The 24,971-nt window shown below is 32.2% G+C and carries 22 protein-coding genes and 1 tRNA gene; 14 read left to right on the forward strand and 9 right to left on the reverse strand.

Annotated features, from left to right (window positions below; genetic code table 11):
* From L6Q46_RS01080 to L6Q46_RS01095, 4 genes are all read left to right on the forward strand, one after another.
* A partial coding sequence (locus tag L6Q46_RS01080) for a helix-turn-helix domain-containing protein (RefSeq protein WP_291282733.1) occupies positions 1-1,580 on the forward strand: 1,580 nt, incomplete at its 5' end.
* Positions 1,581-1,707: 127 nt separating this feature from the next.
* Positions 1,708-4,143, forward strand: coding sequence for a fibronectin type III domain-containing protein (locus tag L6Q46_RS01085; RefSeq protein ID WP_291282734.1), 2,436 nt, complete (start codon positions 1,708-1,710; stop codon positions 4,141-4,143).
* Between the two features lie 41 nt (positions 4,144-4,184).
* Positions 4,185-5,297, forward strand: coding sequence for a hypothetical protein (locus L6Q46_RS01090; protein ID WP_026724489.1), 1,113 nt, complete (start codon positions 4,185-4,187; stop codon positions 5,295-5,297).
* Between the two features lie 78 nt (positions 5,298-5,375).
* Positions 5,376-6,596, forward strand: a complete 1,221-nt coding sequence (locus L6Q46_RS01095) for a TCR/Tet family MFS transporter (RefSeq protein WP_291282735.1) — start codon at positions 5,376-5,378, stop codon at positions 6,594-6,596.
* On the opposite strand, the gene L6Q46_RS01100 is transcribed toward L6Q46_RS01095, so the two are convergent.
* On the reverse strand, positions 6,597-7,034 hold the full coding sequence (locus L6Q46_RS01100; RefSeq protein WP_291282736.1) for a retropepsin-like aspartic protease: 438 nt from the start codon (positions 7,032-7,034) through the stop codon (positions 6,597-6,599).
* A 68-nt stretch (positions 7,035-7,102) separates the two neighbouring features.
* Between L6Q46_RS01100 and L6Q46_RS01105 the strand changes: the two genes are divergently transcribed.
* The 10 genes from L6Q46_RS01105 to L6Q46_RS01150 all read left to right on the forward strand — a co-directional run bounded on the left by L6Q46_RS01105 (position 7,103) and on the right by L6Q46_RS01150 (position 13,994).
* Positions 7,103-7,870: a TatD family hydrolase gene (locus L6Q46_RS01105; protein ID WP_291282737.1), complete on the forward strand. Its 768-nt coding sequence runs from the start codon at positions 7,103-7,105 to the stop codon at positions 7,868-7,870.
* A 62-nt stretch (positions 7,871-7,932) separates the two neighbouring features.
* Positions 7,933-9,072 (forward strand): 1-acyl-sn-glycerol-3-phosphate acyltransferase, encoded by a 1,140-nt coding sequence (locus tag L6Q46_RS01110; protein WP_291282738.1) that lies wholly within the window; start codon positions 7,933-7,935, stop codon positions 9,070-9,072.
* Entirely contained in the window at positions 9,059-10,090 is a 1,032-nt protein-coding gene (locus L6Q46_RS01115; RefSeq protein ID WP_291282739.1) for an asparaginase, read from the forward strand. Before L6Q46_RS01110 ends, L6Q46_RS01115 begins: the two co-directional genes overlap by 14 nt.
* 75 nt (positions 10,091-10,165) lie before the next feature.
* Positions 10,166-10,253: transfer RNA gene (locus tag L6Q46_RS01120), tRNA-Ser, on the forward strand.
* A gap of 84 nt (positions 10,254-10,337) precedes the next feature.
* Complete coding sequence (locus tag L6Q46_RS01125; RefSeq protein WP_111566281.1) at positions 10,338-11,159, forward strand: MotA/TolQ/ExbB proton channel family protein; 822 nt, start codon at positions 10,338-10,340, stop codon at positions 11,157-11,159.
* A gap of 20 nt (positions 11,160-11,179) precedes the next feature.
* On the forward strand, positions 11,180-11,608 hold the full coding sequence (locus L6Q46_RS01130; protein WP_111566280.1) for a hypothetical protein: 429 nt from the start codon (positions 11,180-11,182) through the stop codon (positions 11,606-11,608).
* A 6-nt stretch (positions 11,609-11,614) separates the two neighbouring features.
* On the forward strand, positions 11,615-12,226 hold the full coding sequence (locus L6Q46_RS01135) for a biopolymer transporter ExbD (RefSeq protein WP_181452341.1): 612 nt from the start codon (positions 11,615-11,617) through the stop codon (positions 12,224-12,226).
* A 20-nt stretch (positions 12,227-12,246) separates the two neighbouring features.
* Positions 12,247-12,720, forward strand: a complete 474-nt coding sequence (locus tag L6Q46_RS01140) for a biopolymer transporter ExbD (protein ID WP_111566278.1) — start codon at positions 12,247-12,249, stop codon at positions 12,718-12,720.
* 72 nt (positions 12,721-12,792) lie between these two features.
* Positions 12,793-13,452: a porin family protein gene (locus L6Q46_RS01145; RefSeq protein ID WP_291282740.1), complete on the forward strand. Its 660-nt coding sequence runs from the start codon at positions 12,793-12,795 to the stop codon at positions 13,450-13,452.
* 26 nt (positions 13,453-13,478) lie between these two features.
* The gene (locus L6Q46_RS01150) at positions 13,479-13,994 is read left to right on the forward strand and encodes a hypothetical protein (RefSeq protein ID WP_291282741.1); all 516 of its coding nucleotides are present in this window, start codon (positions 13,479-13,481) and stop codon (positions 13,992-13,994) included.
* Here L6Q46_RS01150 and L6Q46_RS01155 read toward each other — a convergent pair.
* From L6Q46_RS01155 to L6Q46_RS01190, 8 genes are all read right to left on the reverse strand, one after another.
* The gene (locus L6Q46_RS01155) at positions 13,984-14,607 is read right to left on the reverse strand and encodes a hypothetical protein (RefSeq protein WP_291282742.1); all 624 of its coding nucleotides are present in this window, start codon (positions 14,605-14,607) and stop codon (positions 13,984-13,986) included. The two genes, L6Q46_RS01150 and L6Q46_RS01155, sit on opposite strands and share 11 nt — an antisense overlap.
* Before the next feature lie 9 nt (positions 14,608-14,616).
* Entirely contained in the window at positions 14,617-16,080 is a 1,464-nt protein-coding gene (gene rpoN, locus L6Q46_RS01160) for an RNA polymerase factor sigma-54 (RefSeq protein WP_291282743.1), read from the reverse strand.
* Between the two features lie 85 nt (positions 16,081-16,165).
* Complete coding sequence (gene asnS / locus L6Q46_RS01165) at positions 16,166-17,614, reverse strand: asparagine--tRNA ligase (RefSeq protein WP_111566274.1); 1,449 nt, start codon at positions 17,612-17,614, stop codon at positions 16,166-16,168.
* Between the two features lie 29 nt (positions 17,615-17,643).
* Positions 17,644-20,055, reverse strand: a complete 2,412-nt coding sequence (locus L6Q46_RS01170) for an efflux RND transporter permease subunit (protein ID WP_291282744.1) — start codon at positions 20,053-20,055, stop codon at positions 17,644-17,646.
* 75 nt (positions 20,056-20,130) lie between these two features.
* Positions 20,131-22,614, reverse strand: a complete 2,484-nt coding sequence (locus L6Q46_RS01175; protein WP_291282745.1) for a DUF5686 family protein — start codon at positions 22,612-22,614, stop codon at positions 20,131-20,133.
* Between the two features lie 66 nt (positions 22,615-22,680).
* On the reverse strand, positions 22,681-23,244 hold the full coding sequence (frr, locus tag L6Q46_RS01180) for a ribosome recycling factor (RefSeq protein ID WP_291282746.1): 564 nt from the start codon (positions 23,242-23,244) through the stop codon (positions 22,681-22,683).
* Positions 23,245-23,315: 71 nt separating this feature from the next.
* The gene (gene pyrH, locus L6Q46_RS01185) at positions 23,316-24,023 is read right to left on the reverse strand and encodes a UMP kinase (RefSeq protein WP_026724473.1); all 708 of its coding nucleotides are present in this window, start codon (positions 24,021-24,023) and stop codon (positions 23,316-23,318) included.
* 118 nt (positions 24,024-24,141) lie between these two features.
* Entirely contained in the window at positions 24,142-24,921 is a 780-nt protein-coding gene (locus L6Q46_RS01190) for a patatin-like phospholipase family protein (RefSeq protein ID WP_291282747.1), read from the reverse strand.
* Between the last annotated feature and the right edge of the window lie 50 nt (positions 24,922-24,971).

Here is a 24,971-nt window from a genome sequence, read left to right on the forward strand (position 1 = left end):
AAGCGTATACAGAAGCATTAGAAATTAGTAATTCTAAAAACGAGTTGTTTCGTTTTTATGGCAAATATTACGTAGCCAATTATTTTTATAACAAATCCGAGTTTACTTATTCAAAGAAACTGCTTATCATACTTATTGATAGCATCGAAAAAAGTAAGATGGATAAATCAAGCAAAGTGTATCAAGATTTGCTTGGAATGTGTGTAAACAAACTTTTTTATATCCATAAAAATTTAGGAGAATACGACTTAGCATTGTTTTATCTTGACAAACATAAAAACAGTGTACCTAATAATCATTTTAACGAACAATATGGTTCTATAAAAGTGGCTATGGGCGATTATGTTAATGGAATTGCCTTGTTAAAGAGAGAATTAAAAACTTCTCATCACTTAAAATTGGGAGTAGGTGAAAAAAAGGTAATGAACAAAAAACTGTTTGCAGATAAATATAATATTATTGGCGAAGCTTATCAAAAGTATTATATTCATTCGAAGAAAACCGTGTTGTTAGATTCTGCAAATCATTATTTTAATGTAGCAGCAACAATGATGTTGCAAGATAATTTTCAACCTGAGTATACCAAAGCATTATTAAGCATGCGCGAGGCAAAAAGTGCCGCCTTAGCAGGAAATTACGAGAAATCTTTGTCGTTATATAGAAAGAGAAAAAAGTATCCTATTATTCAGGATAATATAAGAACAGAGCAGTTGTTTGATTTAGGAATGGCCGATTGTTTTCATCATTTAAAACAAGTTGATTCGGCACTTTTTTATTGTAATAAATATGTTGAAAGTTATCAAATAACTAAGGTTTCCAAAGAAAATTTATTAATGACTTATAACATTATGACACAGTGTTATAATGAGAAAAATGATGCTAAAAATGCGTATCGCTACGCCCAAAAAAGTTTAGAGTTAATTCAATCAATAGAAGGAATAAAAAGTAAATCTTTAAATTTTCTTCACAACTATGATTTAAACATAATAAAGGAAGAATCTAAGAGCATTATAGCTTCTAAGAATTATTTTAAAATTTCACTTTTTGGTATTTTGATTCTTTTTGCCGTAGTGGTTTATAGTTTTTATTATTATTACAAAAATCAGAAAGAAAAGCATTATCGATTTTTAAAGATTATTCAAGATCTAAAAGAATCTAAAACTTCAGAAATTAGTATTTTGCAAATTGATAAAACCGAACCGCAACCAAAACAAACACTCGACGAAGAGCTTATTGAAAAAATTGCTTTAGGTTTGAAAAAGTTAGAGCAAAAGGAAACTTTTTTAGATCCCAACTTCAAGTTGGCTTTTGTGGCTAAAAAACTAAATACCAATACGGCTTATTTATCCCAATATTTCAATCAGGTAATGCAAAAAACTTTTTCGGAATATACTCAAGAATTACGAATTCATTATGTACTTCAAAAGCTGAAAGATGCTCCTTATTTCCGTAAATATACTTTACAAGCCATCGCAGAAGAAGTGGGTTATAAAGATGCCAATACGCTTGTTCGCGTTTTTAAAAAGCAAACCGGACTTTCTCCTAATTATTATATTGAAAAACTAGAAAATACAAATTAAGTATTTGTCAATCAGCATAATAAATATTTTTCAATCTTCTGATTATTTATAAATAGTCCAATATATATATTGGTCTAGTACTTCTTATCTCATAGTTTTGGTGTAAAATAAAATCAAGACCGAAAATATGAAAAGAACAATTACTTTATTCTGCCTATTGGCATCTTTGTACTTCATTCCTAATGCCGTTGCGCAATGTACTACTGGTACATTATTTCCAGAAAGTACCTTTACACCAAACTGTAATGGAAACTATCAGACATTAACCAGTCAAAGTTATGCAGGCGAATACAGCAATGTGAATGTAATTGCAAACAGACAATATTCGTTTTCAAGTTCTGTAACAACGGATTATATCACAATTACGAATGCAACTGGAACTGTCACTTATGCAAGTGGAGTACAACCTGTAATATGGGATTCAGGAAGTACTACAGGTGTTATTCGTTATTACCTTCATTCCAATGCTAATTGTGGCAGCGAACAAGTAGACAGAACTCGCTACATTCGATGTGCTGATGCGTCAAACTGCGTACCACCTTCAAATTTAGTGGTATCAAATATAACATCCAATTCTTGTAAAATGACTTGGACAGCGGCATCACCAGTGCCTTCATCTCATTACGATATTTATATTGTTACAACCAATAGTGCTCCTAATGCAAATTCTACTCCTACTTTATTTAGCACAACTAATTTAAATACTACTCTCTATTTGAATGTTGCGGCAGGTACTACTTATTATTACTGGGTACGCTCTAACTGTGGAGCTACAACTGGAACGTGGATTTCTGGAGGTAGTTTTACTACTCCACCTGCATTAACTTGTAACGGTGCAATTTATGGATTATATCCTGATGCAACTTTTACACCTGCTTGTACAGGAAGTACTGAACAAATCGTTGCAGATGCTTATGCAGGAGAATATTCAAATGTAAATGTATTGTCAAATAAACAATATACTTTTAGAAGTTCAGTTTCCACAGATTTTATTACCATAACTAATGCAACAGGAACAGCGGTTTTAGCCAGTGGTTTAACTCCTTTAACTTGGTTATCTGGTACAACTTCTGGAGTAGTTAGATACCATTTGAATGCCAATTCTAGTTGTGGAACTCAAAACACAAACAGAGTAAGATCTATTACATGTGCCACAATTTCAGTTTGTAATGTTCCAACGCAACTATTTTATGATGGTTTAACTTCGACTTCAAATAATATTGCATGGACGGCACCAAATCCTGCGCCAAGCAATGGCTATGTTTATTGTTATAGTACTGTAAACGATCCTTTTTCTGCAAATGCAATAACAGGAACAACGACGGAGACTTATGCGGAATTAAACAATTTATCACCAAACACCACTTATTATTTTTGGGTAAAATCTAATTGTGGTGCTACGCAATCTAATTGGGCTTCTGGTGGTTCGTTTACCACATATCCAGCATCTGGTTGTAATGCACCAACACAAATATATTACGATGGTTTAACCTCGACAACGAATACTATTGCATGGGTAGAAGCTACACCTACGCCGAGCAATGGTTATGTTTATTGTTATAGTACTGTAAACGATCCGTTTGCAGATGACGTAATCACAGGAACAACAACAGAGACTTATGCGAATTTAACCAATTTAGCGCCAAATACTACCTATTATTTTTGGGTAAAATCTATCTGTGGTAACACACAAACGGATTGGGCTTCGGGAGGCTCGTTTACCACATATCCTGCGGCATCTGGTTGTAATGCACCAACACAAATATATTACGATGGTTTAACCTCTACAACAAATACTATTGCATGGATAGAAGGTGTACCTACACCAAGCAATGGCTATGTTTATTGTTACAGTACAGTAAACGATCCGTTTGCAGATGACGTAATCACAGGAACAACGACAGAGACTTATGCGAATTTAACCAATTTAACGCCAAACACTACTTATTATTTTTGGGTAAAATCTATTTGTGATAACACGCAAACGGATTGGGCTTCTGGAGGCTCATTTACCACATATCCAGAATCTCAATGTAACGCTCCTACACAGTTATTTACAGATCCTGAATCAGCAACAGTTGTAAATATTGCATGGGTAGAAGCTACACCTACTCCGAGCAATGGCTATCTATATAGTTACAGTACTGTAAACGACCCATTATCTGCAAATGCAATTACAGGAACAACGACAGATACTTTTGCTGTTTTGAATAATTTAACACCAAACACTACTTATTATTTTTGGGTAAAATCTATTTGTGGTAACACACAAACGGATTGGGCTTCTGGAGGTTCGTTTACAACCCAAATGCTTTCTGTGGGATCATTCTCAATAAAAAACTTGAAGCTTTATCCAAATCCTGTAAAAGACATTTTAAACCTTTCATTAGATAAAGAAATTACTACTGTTTCTATAAACAATTTATTAGGTCAAGAAGTTTTTACAAAAACAGTAAACAGCAACGAAACTTCAATAGATATTGCAGATTTAGCTGCGGGAACTTATTTGGTGAAAGTAACTTCTAACAATGAAGTGAAAACAGTAAAAATTGTGAAAGAGTAAATTCTATATTTTAAAAATAAACATAAAACTTTAACATTAACATGAAGAAACAAGTATTATTATTTGGATTATTACTAATGTCATTTGGTAGTAGTAACGCACAACTATTAAACAAAATTAGCAAAGCAAAAAATCAAGCTTCTGATGCATCAGAAGTTGTTGAAAAAGGGAAAGAAGTTACTAAAGGAGGTAAAAAGAAAAAAGGAGGTGAACCTGCAGCATTAAAGTTAGATTGGAATACTTTTAAGCAAACTCCAGCAATTACTTTTAATTCGTTACTTTATGGAACTGGAAGTAGCACAGGAAGAATTGATAACTATACAGCTACTTTTATTCCTCATAAAACGGCAGACGGTAAAGAAGTTCATGCCTTCGCTGATCAATCTGGATATTTGAAAATTAAGATATATAAAGATAATCAATACATGAATTATTTTGAATATTCAGGAGATCAAGTTTTTGATGATGGTAAAAAAACAAAATTAAATTGGCCAAGTAGTCGTTATCAACGTGATGGTGAATGGGTAGGATGGTCAGAATCATTTATTACAGATTGGGGTGTTGGAAATTACAGATTAGATTTTTATGCAGGAGATAAAATGTTTTATACTTTTGATTTTGAATTAGCTAAAATAGTAAGCGATGATCCTTATGCAAAAACAAATGAAATTTTTGTTACTCGTGGACCTTGGAGTAATTATGCATTTATGCAACATGCAGAATCTGGAAACTTAATCTTTGGATTTTATTTAAATCATGAAATATTACAACCAAATCCTTCTAATGCGAATAAAACAAACATAAGTGTAGATTGGACTTTGAAAATGTTTAAAGATGGTAAACCATTTGCAAAACAATACGATCCAAATAAAAACGTAGCAATTGTTGAACGTGCTGATTGGAAAGAATTTAATTGTGCATTAAGACCAATCGACAAACCAAATGGAGAAGCGATAAAATTTAGTGATTTAAAAGATGGTAATTATAAAATTGAAGTAACACTTTCAAATGAAAAAAAACCAAGAGTTTACAATTTTACGGTTCAAAATAATAAAATTGTTCCAATAGAAGAACAAGACAGAACTAAAATGAAAGATCCTACAAGACTTATAGAAGGATGGAATGATTTCATTTGGTTGAAATTAGTTAAGTAATAAGAAATAAACAATATTAAATCCCAAACTTCAATAGAGTTTGGGATTTTTCTTTTCTTTGTAAATCAAAATTAAGCTATGAAAAAATCTAAGAAGCAAGCAGCCGTTGGTTTCATCTTTATTACCGTTTTGTTAGATGTTATTGGTTGGGGAATTATTATACCTGTAATCCCAAATTTAATCAAAGAACTAATCAATGGCGATATTAGCGAAGCAGCGAAATATGGAGGTTGGTTAACTTTCGCTTATGCGATTACCCAATTTATTTTTGCGCCCGTGATAGGAAATTTAAGTGATAAGTATGGAAGACGTCCCGTATTGTTAACTTCTTTGTTCGCCTTTTCTTTAGATTTTTTATTGTTAGCCTTTGCGCCCACAATTACTTGGCTATTTATTGGTAGAATTTTATCTGGAATTACTGGAGCAAGTTTCACAACAGCTTCTGCTTATATTGCCGATGTAAGTACACACGAAAACAGAGCTAAGAATTTTGGATTGATGGGAGCTGCTTTTGGATTAGGGTTTATAATTGGTCCAGTTTTAGGAGGATTGTTAGGACAATTTGGAACAAGAATTCCTTTTATTGCAGCCGCTATTTTGTGTATGCTAAACTTTTTATACGGTTATTTTATTTTGCCTGAATCATTAAGTAAAGATAAAAGAAGACCATTTGAATTAAAAAGGGCAAATCCAGTTGGCGCTTTGTTACACCTGAAAAAATATCCTAATTTAATCGGATTAGTATTAGCGATTTTCATTCTGTATGTAGGTTCGCATGCGGTACAAAGTAACTGGAATTATTTTACCATGTACCAATTTAATTGGACGGAAAAAATGGTAGGAATTTCCCTTGGAGTCATTGGATTATTAGTTGGAATTGTTCAAGGAGGTTTAATTCGTTGGATCAATCCAAAAATCGGAAATGTAAAAAGTATTTATTTCGGATTAGCGTTATATACTATCGGAATGTTCTTGTTTGCTTTTGCAACTGAAAGTTGGATGATGTTTGTTTTCTTAATTCCCTACTGTTTAGGAGGAATTGCGGGACCAGCCTTACAAGCCGTAGTTTCTGAACAAGTACCTCCATCAGAACAAGGCGAAATTCAAGGAACTTTAACGAGTTTAATGAGCGCTTCTTCAATCGTAGGTCCGCCGATGATGGCATCTGTTTTTTATTATTTTACTCACGATGAAGCGCCTTTTTTATTTCCAGGAGCACCCTTTATTTTGGGAGGAATTTTTATGTTGATTAGCACGATTTTAGCTTACCGAACACTGAAGAAAAACCATTCTAACTAGTTATTTCAAATACAAACAATGATTACTATAATCAATAATAGCTTTTCCTTTTAGTAAAATATCAGCACCAATAATACCATCAACAGGTTTGGTTTTGTAATGACGAAGCGCATCATTTACGTGACTCATATCAAAAACAATCAGATGAAATTTTTTATTTTTCCATCTGCCTAATTGAATTTCGTTATTTTTTGCCAATTGAGTTTCAATTCCAGTAGCGCCAGCACCAGCCGCTTTTGTTTCTGAAAATTGTGCATCTAATTTGAAGTGTTCAATACTTTCAAATCCTACACAACTGTTACTCGCTCCGGTGTCTAAAATAAAGTTACCTTTTACGCCATTTATCTTTCCTTTGATTAATAAATGCTGGGTTTTCAGCACCGTAAATTTTATCTTTTTGTATTTTTTTCCTTTTAAAAAGTCTTGTAAATCTTCCATACTTCAAAAGTAAATCAAATTTCTGAATCAAACTTTGTAACTTTGCCACTTTATAACCCAATCAACAAATGATACTTACCGATACCCATTCGCATTTATATTCAGAAGAATTTGATTTAGATCGCAACGAAATGATGCAAAGAGCCATTAATGCTGGCGTTTCTCGTTTTTTTGTTCCTGCTATCGATTCTAATTACACAGCTAAAATGTACGAATTAGAAAAGCAATATCCCGAAAATGTGTTTCTAATGATGGGTTTGCATCCAACATATGTGAAGGAAAATTATTTGGAAGAGTTAGCGCATGTAGAAAAAGAATTAGCTTCAAGAAAATTTTATGCGGTTGGAGAAATCGGTATCGATTTGTTTTGGGATAAAACCTTTTTGAAAGAACAACAACATGCTTTCAAACACCAAATTCAACTAGCAAAAAAGTACAAATTAGGCATCAATATTCATTGTCGTGATGCCTTTGATGAGGTTTTCGAAGTGTTAGAAAGTGAAAAATCGGATGATTTATTCGGTATATTTCATTGTTTTACGGGTGATTTGGGTCAAGCCCAAAGAGCGATTTCGTTAGGAATGAAATTAGGAATTGGAGGAGTAGCCACATTTAAAAACGGAAAAATCGACCAATTTTTAAATGAAATCGATTTGAAGCACATCGTTTTAGAAACCGATTCGCCATATTTAGCACCAGTTCCATATCGTGGAAAACGAAATGAAAGCAGTTATACTTTATTGGTAGCGCAAAAGTTAGCCGAAATTTATCAGTTACCTGTTGAAGAAATTGCAAGAATTACTACTGAAAATTCAAAACAAATTTTCGGAATTTAACCTAAAATAGAGTTTCAATTCATAAAATTTTTGTTCTTTTGTGAATTGTTTTCAAAATAAATATGACAAAGTTCGATTCTATTCGCCCTTATTATGATTCTGAAGTAAACGAAGCTTTAAAGTCTTTGTTGCATCATCCTATGATGAAGGCTATGATGGATTTTACGTTTCCAGAATTAGAAGATGAAGTTTGGAAAGAGCAGTTGAGTAGAACCCATTCTATTCGAGATTTCCAAGTAAATTTTGTTTATCAATCCATACAAAGAGTTTTAGAGAGAAGTTCGGAAGGGCTTACTACTTCTGGTTTTGAGAAATTAGAACCAAATACTTCGTACTTATTTATTTCCAACCACCGCGATATTATTTTAGATACTTCTTTATTGAATGTGTCGTTGATAGATCATGGTTTGGTAATGACGGCTTCGGCTATTGGAGATAATTTGGTACAGAAAGATTTCTTGTTGAAACTATCAAAATTAAACCGAAATTTCCTAGTGCAACGTGGCTTATCGCCAAGAGAATTATTACAAAGTTCTAAGTTGATGGCGGAATACATGTATCATTTATTGTCAAAAGAAAATCGTTCTGTTTGGATTGCTCAACGCGAAGGAAGAACGAAAGACGGTAACGATGCAACCCATCAAGGTGTTCTGAAAATGGTAGGAATGGCAAATGATGAAGCCAGAATTATGGACTTTTTCAAAAAATTAAAAATTGTTCCGGTTTCTATTTCGTATGAATACGATCCAACAGATGCTTTGAAAATGCCGCAATTAATTGCACTTTCTAAAGACGAAGTATATATTAAGGAGAAAAACGAAGATTTCATTACTTTGTTAAGTGGAATCATCGGGCAAAAAAAACGTATTCATATTCATGTAGGTGATGTTTTAGAAAACGAATACGAAAAAATTATTGCCGAAAACGATAACAACAACAAGCAAATTCAGGCTTTGGCACAAGTAATTGACGATTCTATTTTGCAATCGTATAAATTGTGGCCAACAAATTTTATTGCTTACGATATTTTATACAAAACAACTCGATTTGAACATTTGTACAACGAAAAAGAGCGTCAATTGTTTGAAAGAAGATTAGAAATGCGAATTGATGCCGACAATGAAACCATGAAAGAAGGGTTTTTGGCGATGTACGCAAATCCAGTTGTGAATAAATTGAAATACACTGATGACATCTCATAAACCAAAAATACTCTTAATCTACACCGGTGGAACCATCGGAATGGTAAAAGATTTTGAAACAGGAGCTTTGAAAGCTTTTGATTTTAATGAGTTGTTAAGCAGAATTCCCGAATTACATTTATTAGATTGTCAAATCGAAACCATTTCGTTTGAAGTGCCTATTGATTCATCTAATATGAATATTTCTAATTGGCAAAAAATGGCCAATATTATAGAAGAAAATTATTCAAAATTTGATGGATTTGTAGTTTTACATGGTTCCGATACGATGTCGTATAGCGCTTCTGCATTGAGTTTTATGTTAGAAGACTTGGCAAAACCAGTGATTTTTACGGGTTCGCAATTGCCAATAGGTGATTTAAGAACGGATGCGAAAGAGAATTTAATCACAGCAATTCAAGTTGCTTCGCTTCAAGAAAATAAAAAACCAGTAATTCAAGAAGTATGTTTGTATTTCGAATACAAATTATACAGAGGAAATCGTACTACAAAAATCAGCGCCGAACATTTTAATGCTTTTACGTCACCTAATTTTCCTGAACTAGCGGAATCTGGTGTGCACTTGAAAGTAAATTATGACGTTATTCTGAAACAAAAAGCGACTAAAAAGCTAAAAGTACATACTGATTTTGATGATAATGTGGCAATTTTAAAAATTTTCCCAGGTATTAATCAGAAGGTTTTAACCGCTTTTTTTACAATTCCTAATTTAAAAGGAATTGTTTTAGAGACCTATGGTTCTGGAAACGCTCCAACAGAAGATTGGTTTGTGCAGATTTTAGAGCAAGCAATTCACAATAATATTCACATTATCAACGTTACACAATGTAGTGGAGGTAGTGTTTCAATGGGAAATTATGAAACCAGTACGCAATTGAAAAACATAGGTGTTATATCTGGTAAAGACATTACTACTGAAGCAGCAATTACAAAATTGATGTATCTTTTAGGGCAAAATGTGTCTCATAATGTGTTTAAGACCATTTTTGAAACAGGAATTCGAGGAGAAATGTTTTAAAAATAACATTTAAAATTTTTATACGTGATATTTTTTGCGTTATTTAGCACCCTTAAAATCGAGTGTCGTTTCGATAGAGAGGTGGCCGAGTGGTCGAAGGCGCACGCCTGGAAAGTGTGTATACTCCACAAGGGTATCGAGGGTTCGAATCCCTTCCTCTCTGCAGAATGATATTAATTTTAAAAATTTTATAAATATTTTTATATCTTTAAACCCAATTAACTAATTAATTTTAAGAACAAAAGCGATGAAAAGATTATTTTCTATTTTAGCAATCACGGGGCTTATGACTTTTGGAAATGTTCAAGCTCAAGATTCAACTCAAGCAGCAGCTCCTGCTACAGAACAAGTTGCTGATACTACTTCAGCTGAAGCAACAACTGATGAGGCGACAGCAACAACTGACGAGGCTGTAGCTGAAGAAGCTACTTTTACTCAATCAATGAAAAAACGTTTTATTGAAGGAGATCCAATTTGGATGTCACCAGTATTATTGTGTTTAATTTTAGGTTTAGCAATTGCTATTGAAAGAATTATCTATTTAAACCTTTCAACTATCAATACTAAAAAATTCGTTTCTGATATCGAATCAGCATTAAACTCAGGTGGAATTGAAGCTGCTAAAGAAGTAGCTAAAAACACAGCTGGTCCAGTTGCGTCTATCTATTATCAAGGTTTAGAGCGTTCTTCTCATGGTTTAGAATCTGCTGAAAAATCTATCGTTGCTTACGGTGGTGTTCAAATGGGTCAATTAGAGAAAAACGTATCTTGGGTTTCTTTATTTATCGCTCTTGCACCGATGTTAGGTTTCTTAGGAACGGTAATTGGTATGATTGTTGCGTTTGACCAAATTGAGTCAGCTGGATCTATGGAGCCATCATTAGTAGCTGGAGGTATTAAAGTAGCGTTATTAACAACGGTATTTGGTCTTATCGTAGCGATGATTCTTCAAGTATTCTACAACTATATTACAGCTAAAATTGACTCTATCGTTAATGATATGGAAGATGCTTCTATCAGCTTAGTTGATATGTTGTCTGATTACTTCAAAGAGAAATTAAATAAATAATACATTAACAAATTGTTGTTATGAACGTATACAAAATTTCAAAAATTTTAGTAATTATAATTGGTATTATTGCCTCTATTTTATTCGTATCTGCATTAGGTATGGAGATTTCAATGGAGAATAATTCTTATATTGTAGATTACTTTATATATGTATCCTATTTAGCAATGGCGATTGCTTTCTTTTCAGTAGTGTATTTTGTATTTAAAAACTTAATTACACACAAAGAACAATTAAGAAGAGCCCTTATTTCTGTAGGATTGTTTGCTGCAATTGTATTAATTGCATTTATACTTGCTGACAGTACAGAGGTTAAATTAAAAGATGGTGGAGTTATTTCTTCATTTTCTTCAAAATTAATTAGTACTAGTTTGAATACCTTTTATATACTTGCTTTTGTTTCAGTAGCAGTATTAGGTTGGACTGGATTTTCAAAATTTAAAAAATAATAAATCATGGGTAAAAAAAGAGGTGCACCGCCAGAAGTGAATGCTGGTTCTATGGCAGATATTGCATTCTTACTTTTAATTTTCTTTTTAGTTACTACCACAATTGGAGTAGATCAAGGAATTAATAGACTCTTACCTCGTTATGAAGAGAACCCACCTGTTCCGCCTATTAATGAAAGAAATATTTTAACAGTTTTAGTAAATAAAGACAATCAACTTCTTGTAGAAGAAAAATTGGTTGACATCAAAGACTTAAGACAAACTGCTATTGATTTTCTTGAAAATAATGGAAAAGGTATTTGTACTTATTGTAATGGAAAAAAAGATCCTAACTCATCAGATAGTCCTGGTGATGCGGTAATTTCATTAAATAATGATGGGCAAACTACTTATGAAACTTATATTGCAGTTCAAAATGAACTTGTTGCTGCATATAACTTTTTAAGAGATAGAGAATGTAAGAAGCGTTATGGTATGACTTTTACAGAAATGGAATACATTTATAATGATCCAGCTTCTAAAGCTACCGAAGGTTTAGTTGAAGATTTAGAGCCGAAAGTAAAAAAGATTCAGGAATTATTTCCTATGAGACTTTCAGAAGCAGAGCCAAAAAAATAATTATATAATATTAAGAAAGTATGTCTAAATTTAAAAAGAAAAATACGGAGGGAACTCCTGCAATTTCAACAGCATCTTTACCGGATATTGTATTTATGCTTTTGTTCTTCTTCATGACGGCTACTACCATGAAAGATACTGATTTAAAAATTGAAAATACATTACCAAAAGCAAATCAAACTGCAAAATTACATAAGAAAGAATATGTAATGTATATTTACGCTGGTAAACCAAGTGAGCGCTACAGAGCTACTCTTGGAGGTTCAGATCGTATTCAATTAGCTGATAAAATGGCATCGCCTTCAGAAATCAGAAACTTTATTATAACGGAAAGAGCTCAGCGTAACTCTGAAGATGAAAAATATCTAACTGCCTCATTAAAAATCGACAAGGACGTTAAAATGGGATTAGTTGGTGCTATTAAATTAGAATTGCGTAAAATAGATCAATTAAAAGTAAATTATACAACAGCAAAAGGAAATCCTGTTGAATAGTATTTTTATGTTATAACTTAAAAAAGGTACGCAATTGCGTGCCTTTTTTTATTATTTTTATAAAAAAATATAATGCGATTATTAGTATCCCTTTTTTTTCTATTTTTTGTTTCAATTGGGTTTTCTCAATCTGATACAAAACCTGTTGTTGATTCTCTTTTTCGTGAAGATCAATTTTATGTTTCTATTTCATATAATTTTCTTCAAAATAAACCCGACAATTTTAGTCAGTATTCTTTTTCAACTGGATTATCTGCTGGGTTTTTAAGAGACTTTCCTATATCAGAAAACAGACATTGGGCTATTGCTCCAGGTATTGGTTATTCGTTTAATGATTTGAAACAGAATATCGATTTTTCTTCTATTTCTAATAGTACAGATACTGAAATCGTAAAAAGTAGAATCATATTGCATTATGTTGATTTCCCTTTAGAGTTGCGATGGCGTAATGCAACACCTGACAGTCATAAATTTTGGAGAATTTACGGAGGATTTATGGCGAGTTATTTGATAAACGGAAAGTTTAAATATGATGGAGATTTAGGTTCTGGGACTGAAAACATCAATGATTTATTAAATAAATTTCAATACGCAACGTATCTAACTTTCGGATTTAACACCTGGAATGCTTATATTCATTATGGCTTGAATCCTTTTTTTGATAAAAATAAAACCACTACAGAGAATGATGTAACTACGTTGAAAATTGGCTTGATGTTTTATATTTTATGATAGTTGTTGAATTTATATTGGAATTTTTGAAAGAAATTTTATTAGAAGTTCCAGGAGGTTTTCTAAGATGGTTATATTTCGGCCGTAAAGAATCATTCTCATTGTTTTTAAGAAGAAATAGTATTTATAATTTTATAATTAGTTTTCTACTTATTACTATAACTGGATTTACAATAGCTTATTTAAGTAATTCTAAATCTCTTGAATATTGTATATTGGATATGAAATTTGAAAGGCAAAATGAAAGCCCAGGTCCTGATTTGATAACTTTTAAAATTTCAAGTAATGATATTGTTTTTGAGAAGTATATTGAAAAGTATGGACTTGTAGAAGTCGTTATTGATAAAAAGAAATACTTTAAAACTAAAGTGTTTGAGATAACAAAAATTAAAAATAATGAATATAAACTAAAAGTACTTTCTCCTTATTTTAGTTTAATTAATCATTATTCAGATGAAGAGGTTCATTCTTTCTTCTATGTAGAAGGATTTAGTATTTATATTACTTTAGATAATAAGAAGTTTGTTTTTGTTAAGTGTTGATTTTATAACCAATACTGATAAAAAACACCTGTGGTCCAGCTCCAATAATAATTCCAGCAATAAGTTCTGTGTAGGTGTGTGCTTTCATGTATAAGCGCGAAGAAGCAACCAAACCAATGCAAACAATACAAAAAGCAATAAGATTTACAAAAGGCATTTGGTAATACATGCTCAAACCAAAAATAAAGCACGTTAAAGCGCTAATTCCAATCATGTGTAAACTTGCTTTGAATTTTAAAATAACGCTCGCTAACACGATTACACTGCTTAAAAATCCGCCAAGAAAAAAGAAATATAATTCGGAAACAGTATCTCTCGAAACGCTGAATTTTATCAAAACAAATAACAAAATCGCTTGAACGGCTATTGGCATTTTTCTTTCACTAATACTTGCTTCGGTAAACGAACTTACAATTCCTAATGATCGAAATAAAAAATACATCGATAAAGGTAATAGTAAAGTAAGAATTGTTACTTGAATTAACGTTACAATGATTTGTGAGTTATAAAAGAAGGAATTGGCAATTAAAAAGAAGAATAAAGTACCATAAATGGAAACAAATATGGGATGAAAAATATACGAAAAAACAGGTAATATTTTCTTTAAATCCATAATACTCTGTTAGATTTTCTTTCTCAAACGCGCTACTGGAATATCTAATTGCTCGCGATATTTTGCGATGGTTCTTCTGGCAATTGGATAGCCTCTTTCCTTTAAAATTTCAGCTAATTGATCGTCTGGTAAAGGTTTTCTCTTATCTTCTTCCGAAATAACTTGTTGTAAAATATTTTTAATTTCGATAGTTGAAACTTCTTCACCTTGATCATTTGTCATTGATTCACTAAAGAATTCTTTGATTAATTTCGTACCGTAAGGTGTGTCAACATATTTGCTATTCGCTACACGAGAAACTGTTGAAATATCTAAACCAACCATATCGGCAATATCTTTTAAAATCATCGGGCGAAGTTTCGTTTCTTCTCCTTCTAAAAAGTATTCTTGCTGATAAAACATAATCGCATTCATGGTTACATATAAGGTTTCCTGACGCTGTTTAATGGCATCAATAAACCATTTTGCCGAATCTAATTTTTGTTTGATAAATTGCACCGCATCTTTCTGCGAACTCGATTTTTCAGAAGTGTCTTTATAACTCTGTAACATTTCCTGATAATCTTTAGAAACGTGCAATTCTGGCGCATTTCTTCCGTTTAACGAAAGTTCTAATTCGCCATCAACAATTCGTATCGTAAAATCAGGAACAATGTGTTCTACCATTTTTTGATTACCGTCGAAACTTCCTCCTGGTTTTGGATTTAGTTTTTCGATTTCGTCAATGGCTTTACGAAGTTGTTGTTGCGAAACATCAAATTTTTGCAATAATTTATCGTAGTGTTTTTTGGTAAAAGCTTCAAATTGCTGTTCAATTACTTGAATAGCTAAATTGACAGAATCCGATGGTGTTTTGTGTTTTAATTGCAACAATAAACATTCTTGTAAATCACGTGCTCCAACTCCTGCTGGTTCTAATTCTTGTACCAAATGTAAAATACGTTCAACCGTAGTTTCATCAGTATAAATGCCTTGAGTGAAAGCCATATCATCAACAATATCTTGAATTGTGCGTCTGATATAACCCATGTCGTCGATACTTCCCACCAAAAACTCAGCAATATCACGCTCGTCATCAGTTAAAATAAAAGTATTCAACTGATTGATTAAATCTTGATGAAAACTTACTGGAGCCGCAAATGGCATCGTTTTGTCTTCATCATCATCGCTGTAATTGTTGGTTTGGTATTTGTAATCCGGCGTTTCATCATTGCTTAAATATTCGTCAATGTTGATGTCACCAGTATCGATATGATCGTTGTCGTAATCGTCGTAATCATCAGTATCACTTCCATAATCATCTAAATCGTAATTATCTTCTTTGCTACTTTCTTCCAAAGCAGGATTCTCCACCAATTCTTCCTGAAGACGTTGTTCAAATGCTTGCGTAGGCAATTGAATTAACTTCATCAACTGAATTTGTTGAGGCGATAATTTTTGAGATAATTTGAATTGTAAACTGTGTTTAAGCATTTTTTTTGTTTAAAGTTTAAGGTTTCAAGTTTCAAGTTGCCTAACAAAAACAACCTGAAACTTGAAACTTGAAACAAATATTTTCTTAGAATTCTGCGTTTTGTGGTGTTCTTGGGAAAGGAATTACGTCTCTAATATTACCCATTCCGGTTACAAAAAGCACTAATCTTTCAAAACCTAATCCAAAACCTGAGTGAACAGCCGAACCGAATCTTCTAGTATCTAAATACCACCAAAGTTCTTCTTCGTCGATTCCTAAGGCTTTCATTTTTTCTACTAATACATCGTAACGCTCTTCTCTTTGCGAACCTCCAACGATTTCTCCAATTCCAGGGAATAAGATATCCATTGCTCTAACGGTTTCTTTTCCTGGCTCAGTGTTGTCGTTTAATCTCATGTAAAATGCTTTAATTTTTGCTGGATAATCAAATAAAATTACCGGACATTTAAAGTGTTTTTCTACTAAGAAACGTTCGTGCTCACTTTGTAAATCAGCACCCCATTCGTTAATGATGTATTGGAATTTTTTCTTTTTATTTGGAGTTGAGTCTTTTAAAATATCAATAGCTTCAGTATAAGAAACACGTTTAAAGTTGTTATCAAGTACAAAACTTAATTTTTCTAAAAGCGTCATTTCGCTTCTATCTGCTTGTGGTTTTGACTTTTCTTCTTCTAAAAGTCTTGCTTCTAAGAATTTTAAATCATCTCCACATTTGTCTACGGTATATTTGATAACGTATTTGATGAAATCTTCCGCCAAATCCATATTATCCGCTAAATCATTGAAAGCAACTTCTGGTTCAATCATCCAAAACTCAGCCAAGTGACGAGAAGTATTAGAATTCTCCGCACGGAATGTTGGTCCAAACGTATAAATTTGACCTAAAGCCATAGCAAAAGTTTCTCCTTCTAATTGTCCAGAAACGGTTAAATTGGTTTGTTTTCCGAAGAAATCTTCTTTATAGTTGATGCTTCCGTCTTCGTTTCTTGGAGCCGAACCGTCAATTGGTAAAGAAGTTACTTGGAACATTTCTCCAGCACCTTCAGCATCAGAACCAGTAATAATTGGTGTATTCACATAGAAAAATCCTTTTTCTTGAAAATATTGATGTACTGCAAACGCTAACGTTGAACGCACACGCATAATTGCTCCAAAAGCATTGGTTCTAACACGTAAATGAGCATTTTCGCGTAAAAACTCTAATGAGTGTTTTTTAGGTTGCATTGGGAATTTCTCCGCATCGCTATCGCCTAAAATTTCTAATTTCGTTACTTGAATCTCTACTTTTTGTCCAGCACCACGGCTTTCTGCCAAGGTTCCAGTAACGCAAATAGCCGCTCCAGTTGTAATTCTTTTTAAGGTTTCGTCAGGTGTATTTTCAAAATCTACGACACACTGAATATTATGAATGGTTGAACCATCGTTCAACGCAATAAATTGATTGTTTCTAAATGTTCTAACCCAACCTTTTGCTGTTACTTCATGTAATGTTTTCGTGCTGTTTAAAAGGTCTATTACTTTTGAGTGTTTCATTTCGATTTATTATTTATAATGCAAATATACTATTTCTCGTTTGAATTTTCTTCTTCAATATCTTCTGCTAAAATATCTAATGTTGGTTCTAAGAATTCTTGTTGGTTAGCAATGGTTTTGTCTAAAGAAAGTAGCAAAGCTGGCAACAAAATTAAGTTAGAAAGCATGGCAAAGAGTAAAGTTGTTGCAACCAATCCGCCTAAAGCAACTGTTCCTCCAAAATCTGAAAGTGTAAATACAGAGAAGCCAAAAAACAATACTACAGAAGTGTAAAACATACTAATTCCGGCTTCTTTTAATGTGCTGTAAACAGAGCGTTTTATTTTCCAATCGTTTGCTTTTAATTCTTGACGGTATTTTGCCAAAAAGTGAATCGTATCATCAACTGAAATTCCGAAAGCAATGCTAAATACTAAAATAGTTGATGGTTTAATAGGAATTCCTAAGAAGCCCATTAATCCTGCTGTCATTACTAAAGGTAGAATATTTGGTAATAATGATACAATAATCATTTTGAAAGAACGGAACATATAAGCCATTAATAACGATATCAATACAATGGCAAAAAGTAACGATTGTACTAAGTTATCAATCAAATAATGCGTTCCTTTTTCAAAAACATACGCTTTACCAGTAAGCGAAACTTCATAGCGTTCTTTAGGGAAAATGTGATTGATTTTATCTTGTAAACGTTCTTCAATTTTTTGCATTTTATCGGTACCAATATCTCGCATAAAAGTGGTAATACGAGCATATTGACCTGTACTATCTACATAGCTTTTCAGCATGTTTTCATTTCCTTTTTGAGTAGAATTTTTGATGTAGGACAAAATAAACGCTTCTTCTTGCTTTGTTGGTAATTCGTAAAATTCTGGATTTCCGTTATAGTAAGCTTGTTTAGAATATTTAACCAAATTAACGATAGAAACAGGTTTTGATAATTCTGGAATTTCAATAATAGTTTCTTGAAGTTCTTCAATTCGTTTTAAAGTGACCGATTTTAAAGCGCCTTTTGGTCTTTTTGTATTGATTACAATTTCTAATGGCATAACGCCGTCAAATTCTTTTTCGTAGAAGACAATATCTTTAAAGAAAGGTGCTTTTTTAGGCATATCTTCAATAATACTTCCCGAAACAGTAATTTGATAAATTCCAATAATCCCTAAAACTAAAATTCCAATTGCAGTTGAAAAGACCGCTACACGATGATGTCTAATGATATTTTCAATCCAATTCATGAAAGCAGCCATATAGTTTTTGCCAAGATGCGCCAAGTGTTTTTCTTTTGGCATTGGCATATAACTGTAAACAATTGGGATGATGATTAAACATAAAATAAACAAGAAAACAATGTTTAGGGAAGCAACAATTCCAAATTCTTTCAGTAGCGTGCTATCTGTAAAAATGAATGTTCCAAAACCAGCGGCAGTAGTTAGATTAGTCATTAAAGTAGCATTTCCTACTTTTGAAATAACACGTTGTAACGATTTTGCTTTGTTGCCGTGATTTTTAATTTCTTGTTGGTATTTATTGATAAGAAAAATACAGTTGGGAATTCCAATTACAATAATTAGTGGTGGAATAATTGCTGTTAAAACCGTAATTTCATAATGTAATAAACCCAGTGTTCCAAATGACCACATTACGCCAATAATAACGACAAACATTGAAATCATTGTGGCTCTGAAACTTCTAAAGAAGAAGAAGAAAAGCAAAGATGTGATTCCAAGAGCTGCTCCAACAAACAGTCCAATTTCGCTTATGATGCTGTTAGCGTTTAGGGTTCGAATGTAAGGCATACCCGAAACACGAAGGTCTAATCCAGTTTCTTTTTCAAAGGCACTTATTTTTTCTTGGCTAAGGTGTTTTTCTATGAATTCTTTTCTTGCCGGTGTGTTTACAATTTTTTTATCAAGATAAACAGCAAAGCGAACAGCTCCACTTTCTTTATTAAACAACATGCCTTCATAAAAAGGTAAATCGTTATAGAATTCTTTTTCTTTATTTTTTAAATAAGCATCAGAAATACTATCGTTATTTACAAAAGGAACAAGTTTGAATTTTTGAGCAATTGTATCTTTCTCTAATACGCGTAAATCTTCAATAGAAAGTGTAAGTTCAGTTGCTTTGTCTTTTTTTATTTCGGAAACAAATTTTTCCCAAGCTTTATAGTTTTTTTCTGTGAAGAAATTTTTGTCTTTAAATCCAAGAACTACTAAATTTCCTTCTTCGCCAAATTTTTCTAAAAATGAATTGTACTGAATGTTTACCTCATGATCATCAGGTAATAAGTTAGCTTCAGTGAAGGTAAAACGCATGTTTTTCCACTGAAAACTCATAAAAATTGTAAATAGTAAAATAAGGATTAAAAGAAAAACGCGGTTTCTTAAAATTTTACTGGCAATATAATCCCAAAAACTGGTACTTAACCACTTTAACATCTCTCAAAAATTAGGGTGCAAAGGTAGTAAATCTTACTTAATTTATTGGTTTAGAACGTAACAATTAAGTTAATTTTAAAGTCCTAAATCTAAATAGTAAGAAACTTTAATGGCTATGTTATCGTCAAAGTTAGCTAATTGGTATGGACCGTATCTGTAGAAAGCTACTAAGCCAATTCCTTTGTAAATTTTATTGCATTCAATTCCGCTTTCAAAAAAACCATCTTCCATAGTATTGTATGTAATGCCAAGATGTTGATTATCGTCGTTATTTGATCCAAATGCCATTCGGGTTACCACAGTAAACTCGGGATTGATTTTATAACCTAAACGAATTTTATTAAACGTATGTTTTAATTGTAAAGAAGCGTATTGATTAGAGAAGAATTCATTAAAATACATGGTTTCAAAACTGTTCTTTCCAGCAAAAGTTACTCGCTGTAAAATAGCTTCGCGATTTAAATTATTAGGAACAATACTGTATAAATGTGTAATAGGAACATCACCAAATGCTATTCCTGTTTGTAACAGAACTGAACTTTTTTGTCCTGATAAATAAGGCAATTCGTAAAATGTTTTGAAATCTATTTTTGAGAAAGCAAAATCATTTTCTAATACGCCAGGTAAGGTTTGTGTAAGTTGAAGTGAAAACTTTGGATGACGTTTTTCATATTCAATTTTTCCCATAGGGGTTTGCATATAATTGCTAAATGGATTCCATTGGAAAGCTAATTGAACGGCAGTTATATTGTAATTAGTGTATGATTTTTCATCATTTACAAAAGTATAATCAAAAAGGGGTTGGATTTGATTATGAGAAACTCCAAAATAACTCGATGTTTTAGGCAAAAATTTACTATCTACAAAAATTGAACTCATTCTGTTGTTGTAAAAAGTAGAAATATTGATTGGTCTCGGGTCATAAATTTTAAATCGTCGCGAATCAGTTACAAAACTTGTTTGTGCAATCTCGCTAATATCATCAGAATAGGAAGCACTCACCCAAGTTTCAGAGTTTTTATGTGCTAAATAAGATGGTGTAATTCCATATTTGAATTCATCATCTTTTAATCCGTAAGCACCGTAGAAAGCTACTTTATATTTTTCGGAAAGTTTAGAATTAGTTACTGCACCAGCTCCTAATCTAAAACCTTCAAAATTATTATACTTAACAATACTTCTTAAATCGATATCAAATATAGAAACTGGAAAATAGCCGTTGATAATTTTTCTTCCTAAAAATAATTTATGCTCAATTCGTTCAGAAAGCGATAAGCTATCGATTGAAATATAGGTGCGAAGTTTTCTTTTGTCGAGTGAGTCTTTTTTAAATTTGTTCCAATAATCGTTGTCTTGTTTTAAACTCGATTGCGGAATTTCAATTTTTACTCTTGGTTTAGTTATTGTTACAGGTTTATTAATCTCAATATCAAAAGGAGTAGATTCTATTGAAATATAGGCCTGGTCGGTTGCGTTTTTACTTTCTACTTCATCTAAATCAGAACTAAATTTTATGGTTCCGCCTAAAATTTTAATATCATCTTGATTGTTTCCTTTTGAAACTTTGAATTTTCTGTTTTTTGGAAACCATATATCAAAATCTTTTCTGTAATCAAAAGTGTAAGTAGCATTGATATTTACTATGCCATAAATGCGAAAATAGGCTTTACAAATGGCATAATTTTGAGTATCGATATAAAGTAATCCTCTTAGTCGATTAGCATTTAGTTTTTTAGGTTCAAAGTAAATTCGGTAAGCATTTCTTCCTTCTATTTTTACGGTATCAATTAATTTATAATTATAAAGATTACGGCCAAAATTAGAAATAGGATTTTGTACAGGCGTTTCCAAAATCTCAAAAGGATTTTCATAAACCGAATAGGAGATAAGTTTCAATCCTAAATACTCATAAACCGGTTGTTCAAAACCAGCCATTCTAGTAGCTAAAACGGTTTCTTTGCTTTGATATTGATTGTGCTGAATTAAATTAACTTTCTCGGTTTGATACAAATGTTGTCTTTCTGAGAATTTTTTAAATCTGTAGTTTGATGAATCTAGTTTAACTAAAGTTTTTCTAAAAAGTCTCTTTTTATAAATGGTATCAATTTTAGAAGAAATACTATCAGGATTTGCTGTTACATGAATGTATTCATAGTTTTTATATTGAAAACTCGATAAGGCCTTTTCAGGGTCGTTTGATTTTCGGTTTTCAATTACTTTCTTAACAATGTTATTTACATAGTTGTCTGAATGAATTTCGGGTTTTTTTTCGTTTAGGTCGTTTATCAACTTAATTGTGATATTAACAACCTTTGGTTCTGGATAGGTTATCTTTTCATAATAGCCTTTGAAATTAACTTTTATAGGAAGTTTATAATCTTTTACTTCGATAGAGAATTTTCCTTCCCAGTCGGCATTGAATTTTTTATTGTTGTAAGTTATAGAAGCAAAGGCAATAGGTACTTTTGAATCAAAGTCGATAATTTGTCCTTTTATTTTGGTTTGCGCTACTAAACTACTGGTGATAATACAGCACAAAAAAAGCCAAAAGTATTTCATTTAGAGGTTGATTTTTTACAAATATATTCAAAATAAAAAATCCCGAGTGTTAATCGGGACTTAAATTTATACTTTCATGATTTCAGCTTCTTTAACAGCTAAAAGTTCATCAATTTTCTTAATAAAAGAATCAGTTAGCTTCTGCACATCTTCTTCTGCTTTTTTGCAAATATCTTCTGCAGTTCCAGCTTTTTCTTCTTTTTTGATGTCAGTATTTGCATCTTTTCTGTGGTTTCTAATTCCAATTTTTGCTTCTTCCGCTTCGTGCTTTGCTTGTTTTACTAAGTCACGTCTTCTTTCTTCTGTTAAAGCAGGAATATTGATAATGATGTTCTCGCCATTGTTCATTGGGTTTAACCCTAAATTAGCAATCATGATTGCTTTTTCAATTGGTCCCAACATGTTTTTTTCCCAAGGAGTTACTGTCAATGTTCTTGCATCAGGAGCATTAATGTTTGCTACTTGAGAAATTAGTGTTTGTGAACCATAGTAATCCACAAAAACACCACCTAACATTTGTGGAGAAGCTTTTCCAGCTCTAATATTTAAAAATTCTTTCTCTAAATGCGCAATAGAACCCACCATAGCTTCTTTTGCACTGTCTAAAATAAAGTTAATTTCTTCTGTCATTTTTTTGTTTCAAGTTTAAGGTTTCAGGTTTCAAGTTTAAGAACAATAACAACATGAAACGTGAAACAAAATTATATTGTTACCGTTGTTCCGATAGTTTCTCCTTCGCACACTTTTAATAAGTTACCATCTTTGTTCATGTCAAATACAATAATAGGTAATTTATTTTCTTGACTCAATGTAAAAGCAGTTGTATCCATTACATTTAATCCTTTTGCTAATACATCTTCAAACGAAATAAAGTCAAATTTAACTGCATCAGCATTTTTTTCTGGATCAGAAGTGTAAACACCATCTACACGAGTTCCTTTTAAAATTACGTCAGCACCTACTTCAATTCCTCTTAAAACTGCAGCGGTGTCAGTTGTAAAATAAGGATTTCCTGTTCCTGCACCAAAAATTACGATTCTTCCTTTTTCTAAATGACGCGTTGCTCTTCTTTTAATGTATGGTTCGGCAATTGCTTCAATTTTTAAAGCGGTTTGTAAACGAGTTTGCATTCCAGCTTCTTCTAAAGCTCCTTGTAACGCCATACCGTTAATAACTGTTGCTAACATTCCCATGTAATCTCCTTGCACTCTGTCCATTCCGTTACTTGCACCAGCTACACCTCTAAAAATATTTCCACCACCAATAACAATAGCAATTTCTACACCTTTATCGTGAATTTGTTTTATCTCGGCAGCATACTCAGCTAAGCGTTGTGGGTCAATTCCATATTGTCTATCGCCCATTAAAGCTTCGCCGCTTAATTTTAGAAGAATTCTTTTGTATTTCATTCCCGTTTATTTTTTTTATGGAGTCATGCTTTCGCAAGCTCAAGTCATTGTGTTGTTGTATTATTTGTGGTGCAAATATAGTTAAATAGCTTTTTTCTAAAAAAAAATGTTTTAACATTTATGTTGCTAAATTTTCAAATGATTTTTTGGCTTCGTTATATCCAATCTCAAAAATGGTATCCATCTTTGTTTTACTAGTTTCAAACGTACTATAATTGGCCAACTCTTTAGGTTCGATAATCCAATCACACAAATTAAATTTTTGATAATTGTAATTCGCATACAACAAATCAAAGGCTCTACTTGTAACGGATTTTATTGATTTTAAATCTTTTGATTCTATGTTTTGAATTGGACTCACATAAACTCCAATCAAATAATCGCATCTTCCTTGTAAAATGTCGGTTGGGAAATGATTTAAAATACCACCATCGCTATATAGTTTTTTATTAATTTCATAAGGAGACAGCATTCCCGGAAAAGAAGAAGAAGCTAAAATGGCATCGATAAGTTTTGTTTCGGAATTAAAAATTTTGAGTTTTCCTTTAACCAAATCGGTTGCCGTGATGTAAGCCGGAATTTTTAAATCACCAATGGTAGTTTCTCCAAGCATTTCAGTAAAGTAACTTTTAAAGGATTCCGAATCAATCAATCCTGCTTTTTTGAACGTAAAATGTTTCCAATGAAAAAAGTAAACCGATTTGAAGAATTCTAGAATTTCTTCTGGCGTTTTTCCAAAAGCAAATAATCCGCCAACTATAGCACCTGCACTTGTTCCAGCAATACATGAAGGTTGGATGCCTTGTTCAGTTAAAAATTGCAAAGCACCAGCATGAGCAATTCCTTTAGAACCGCCACCTGATAATACAATTCCGATAGATTTTGACGAATTTTCCATGTGTAACATTTCTTACATATTATTACCAAAAATAGAATTAAATTTGCCAA

This window comes from Flavobacterium sp., assembly GCF_023151265.1.
Classification (GTDB): Bacteria; Bacteroidota; Bacteroidia; order Flavobacteriales; family Flavobacteriaceae; genus Flavobacterium.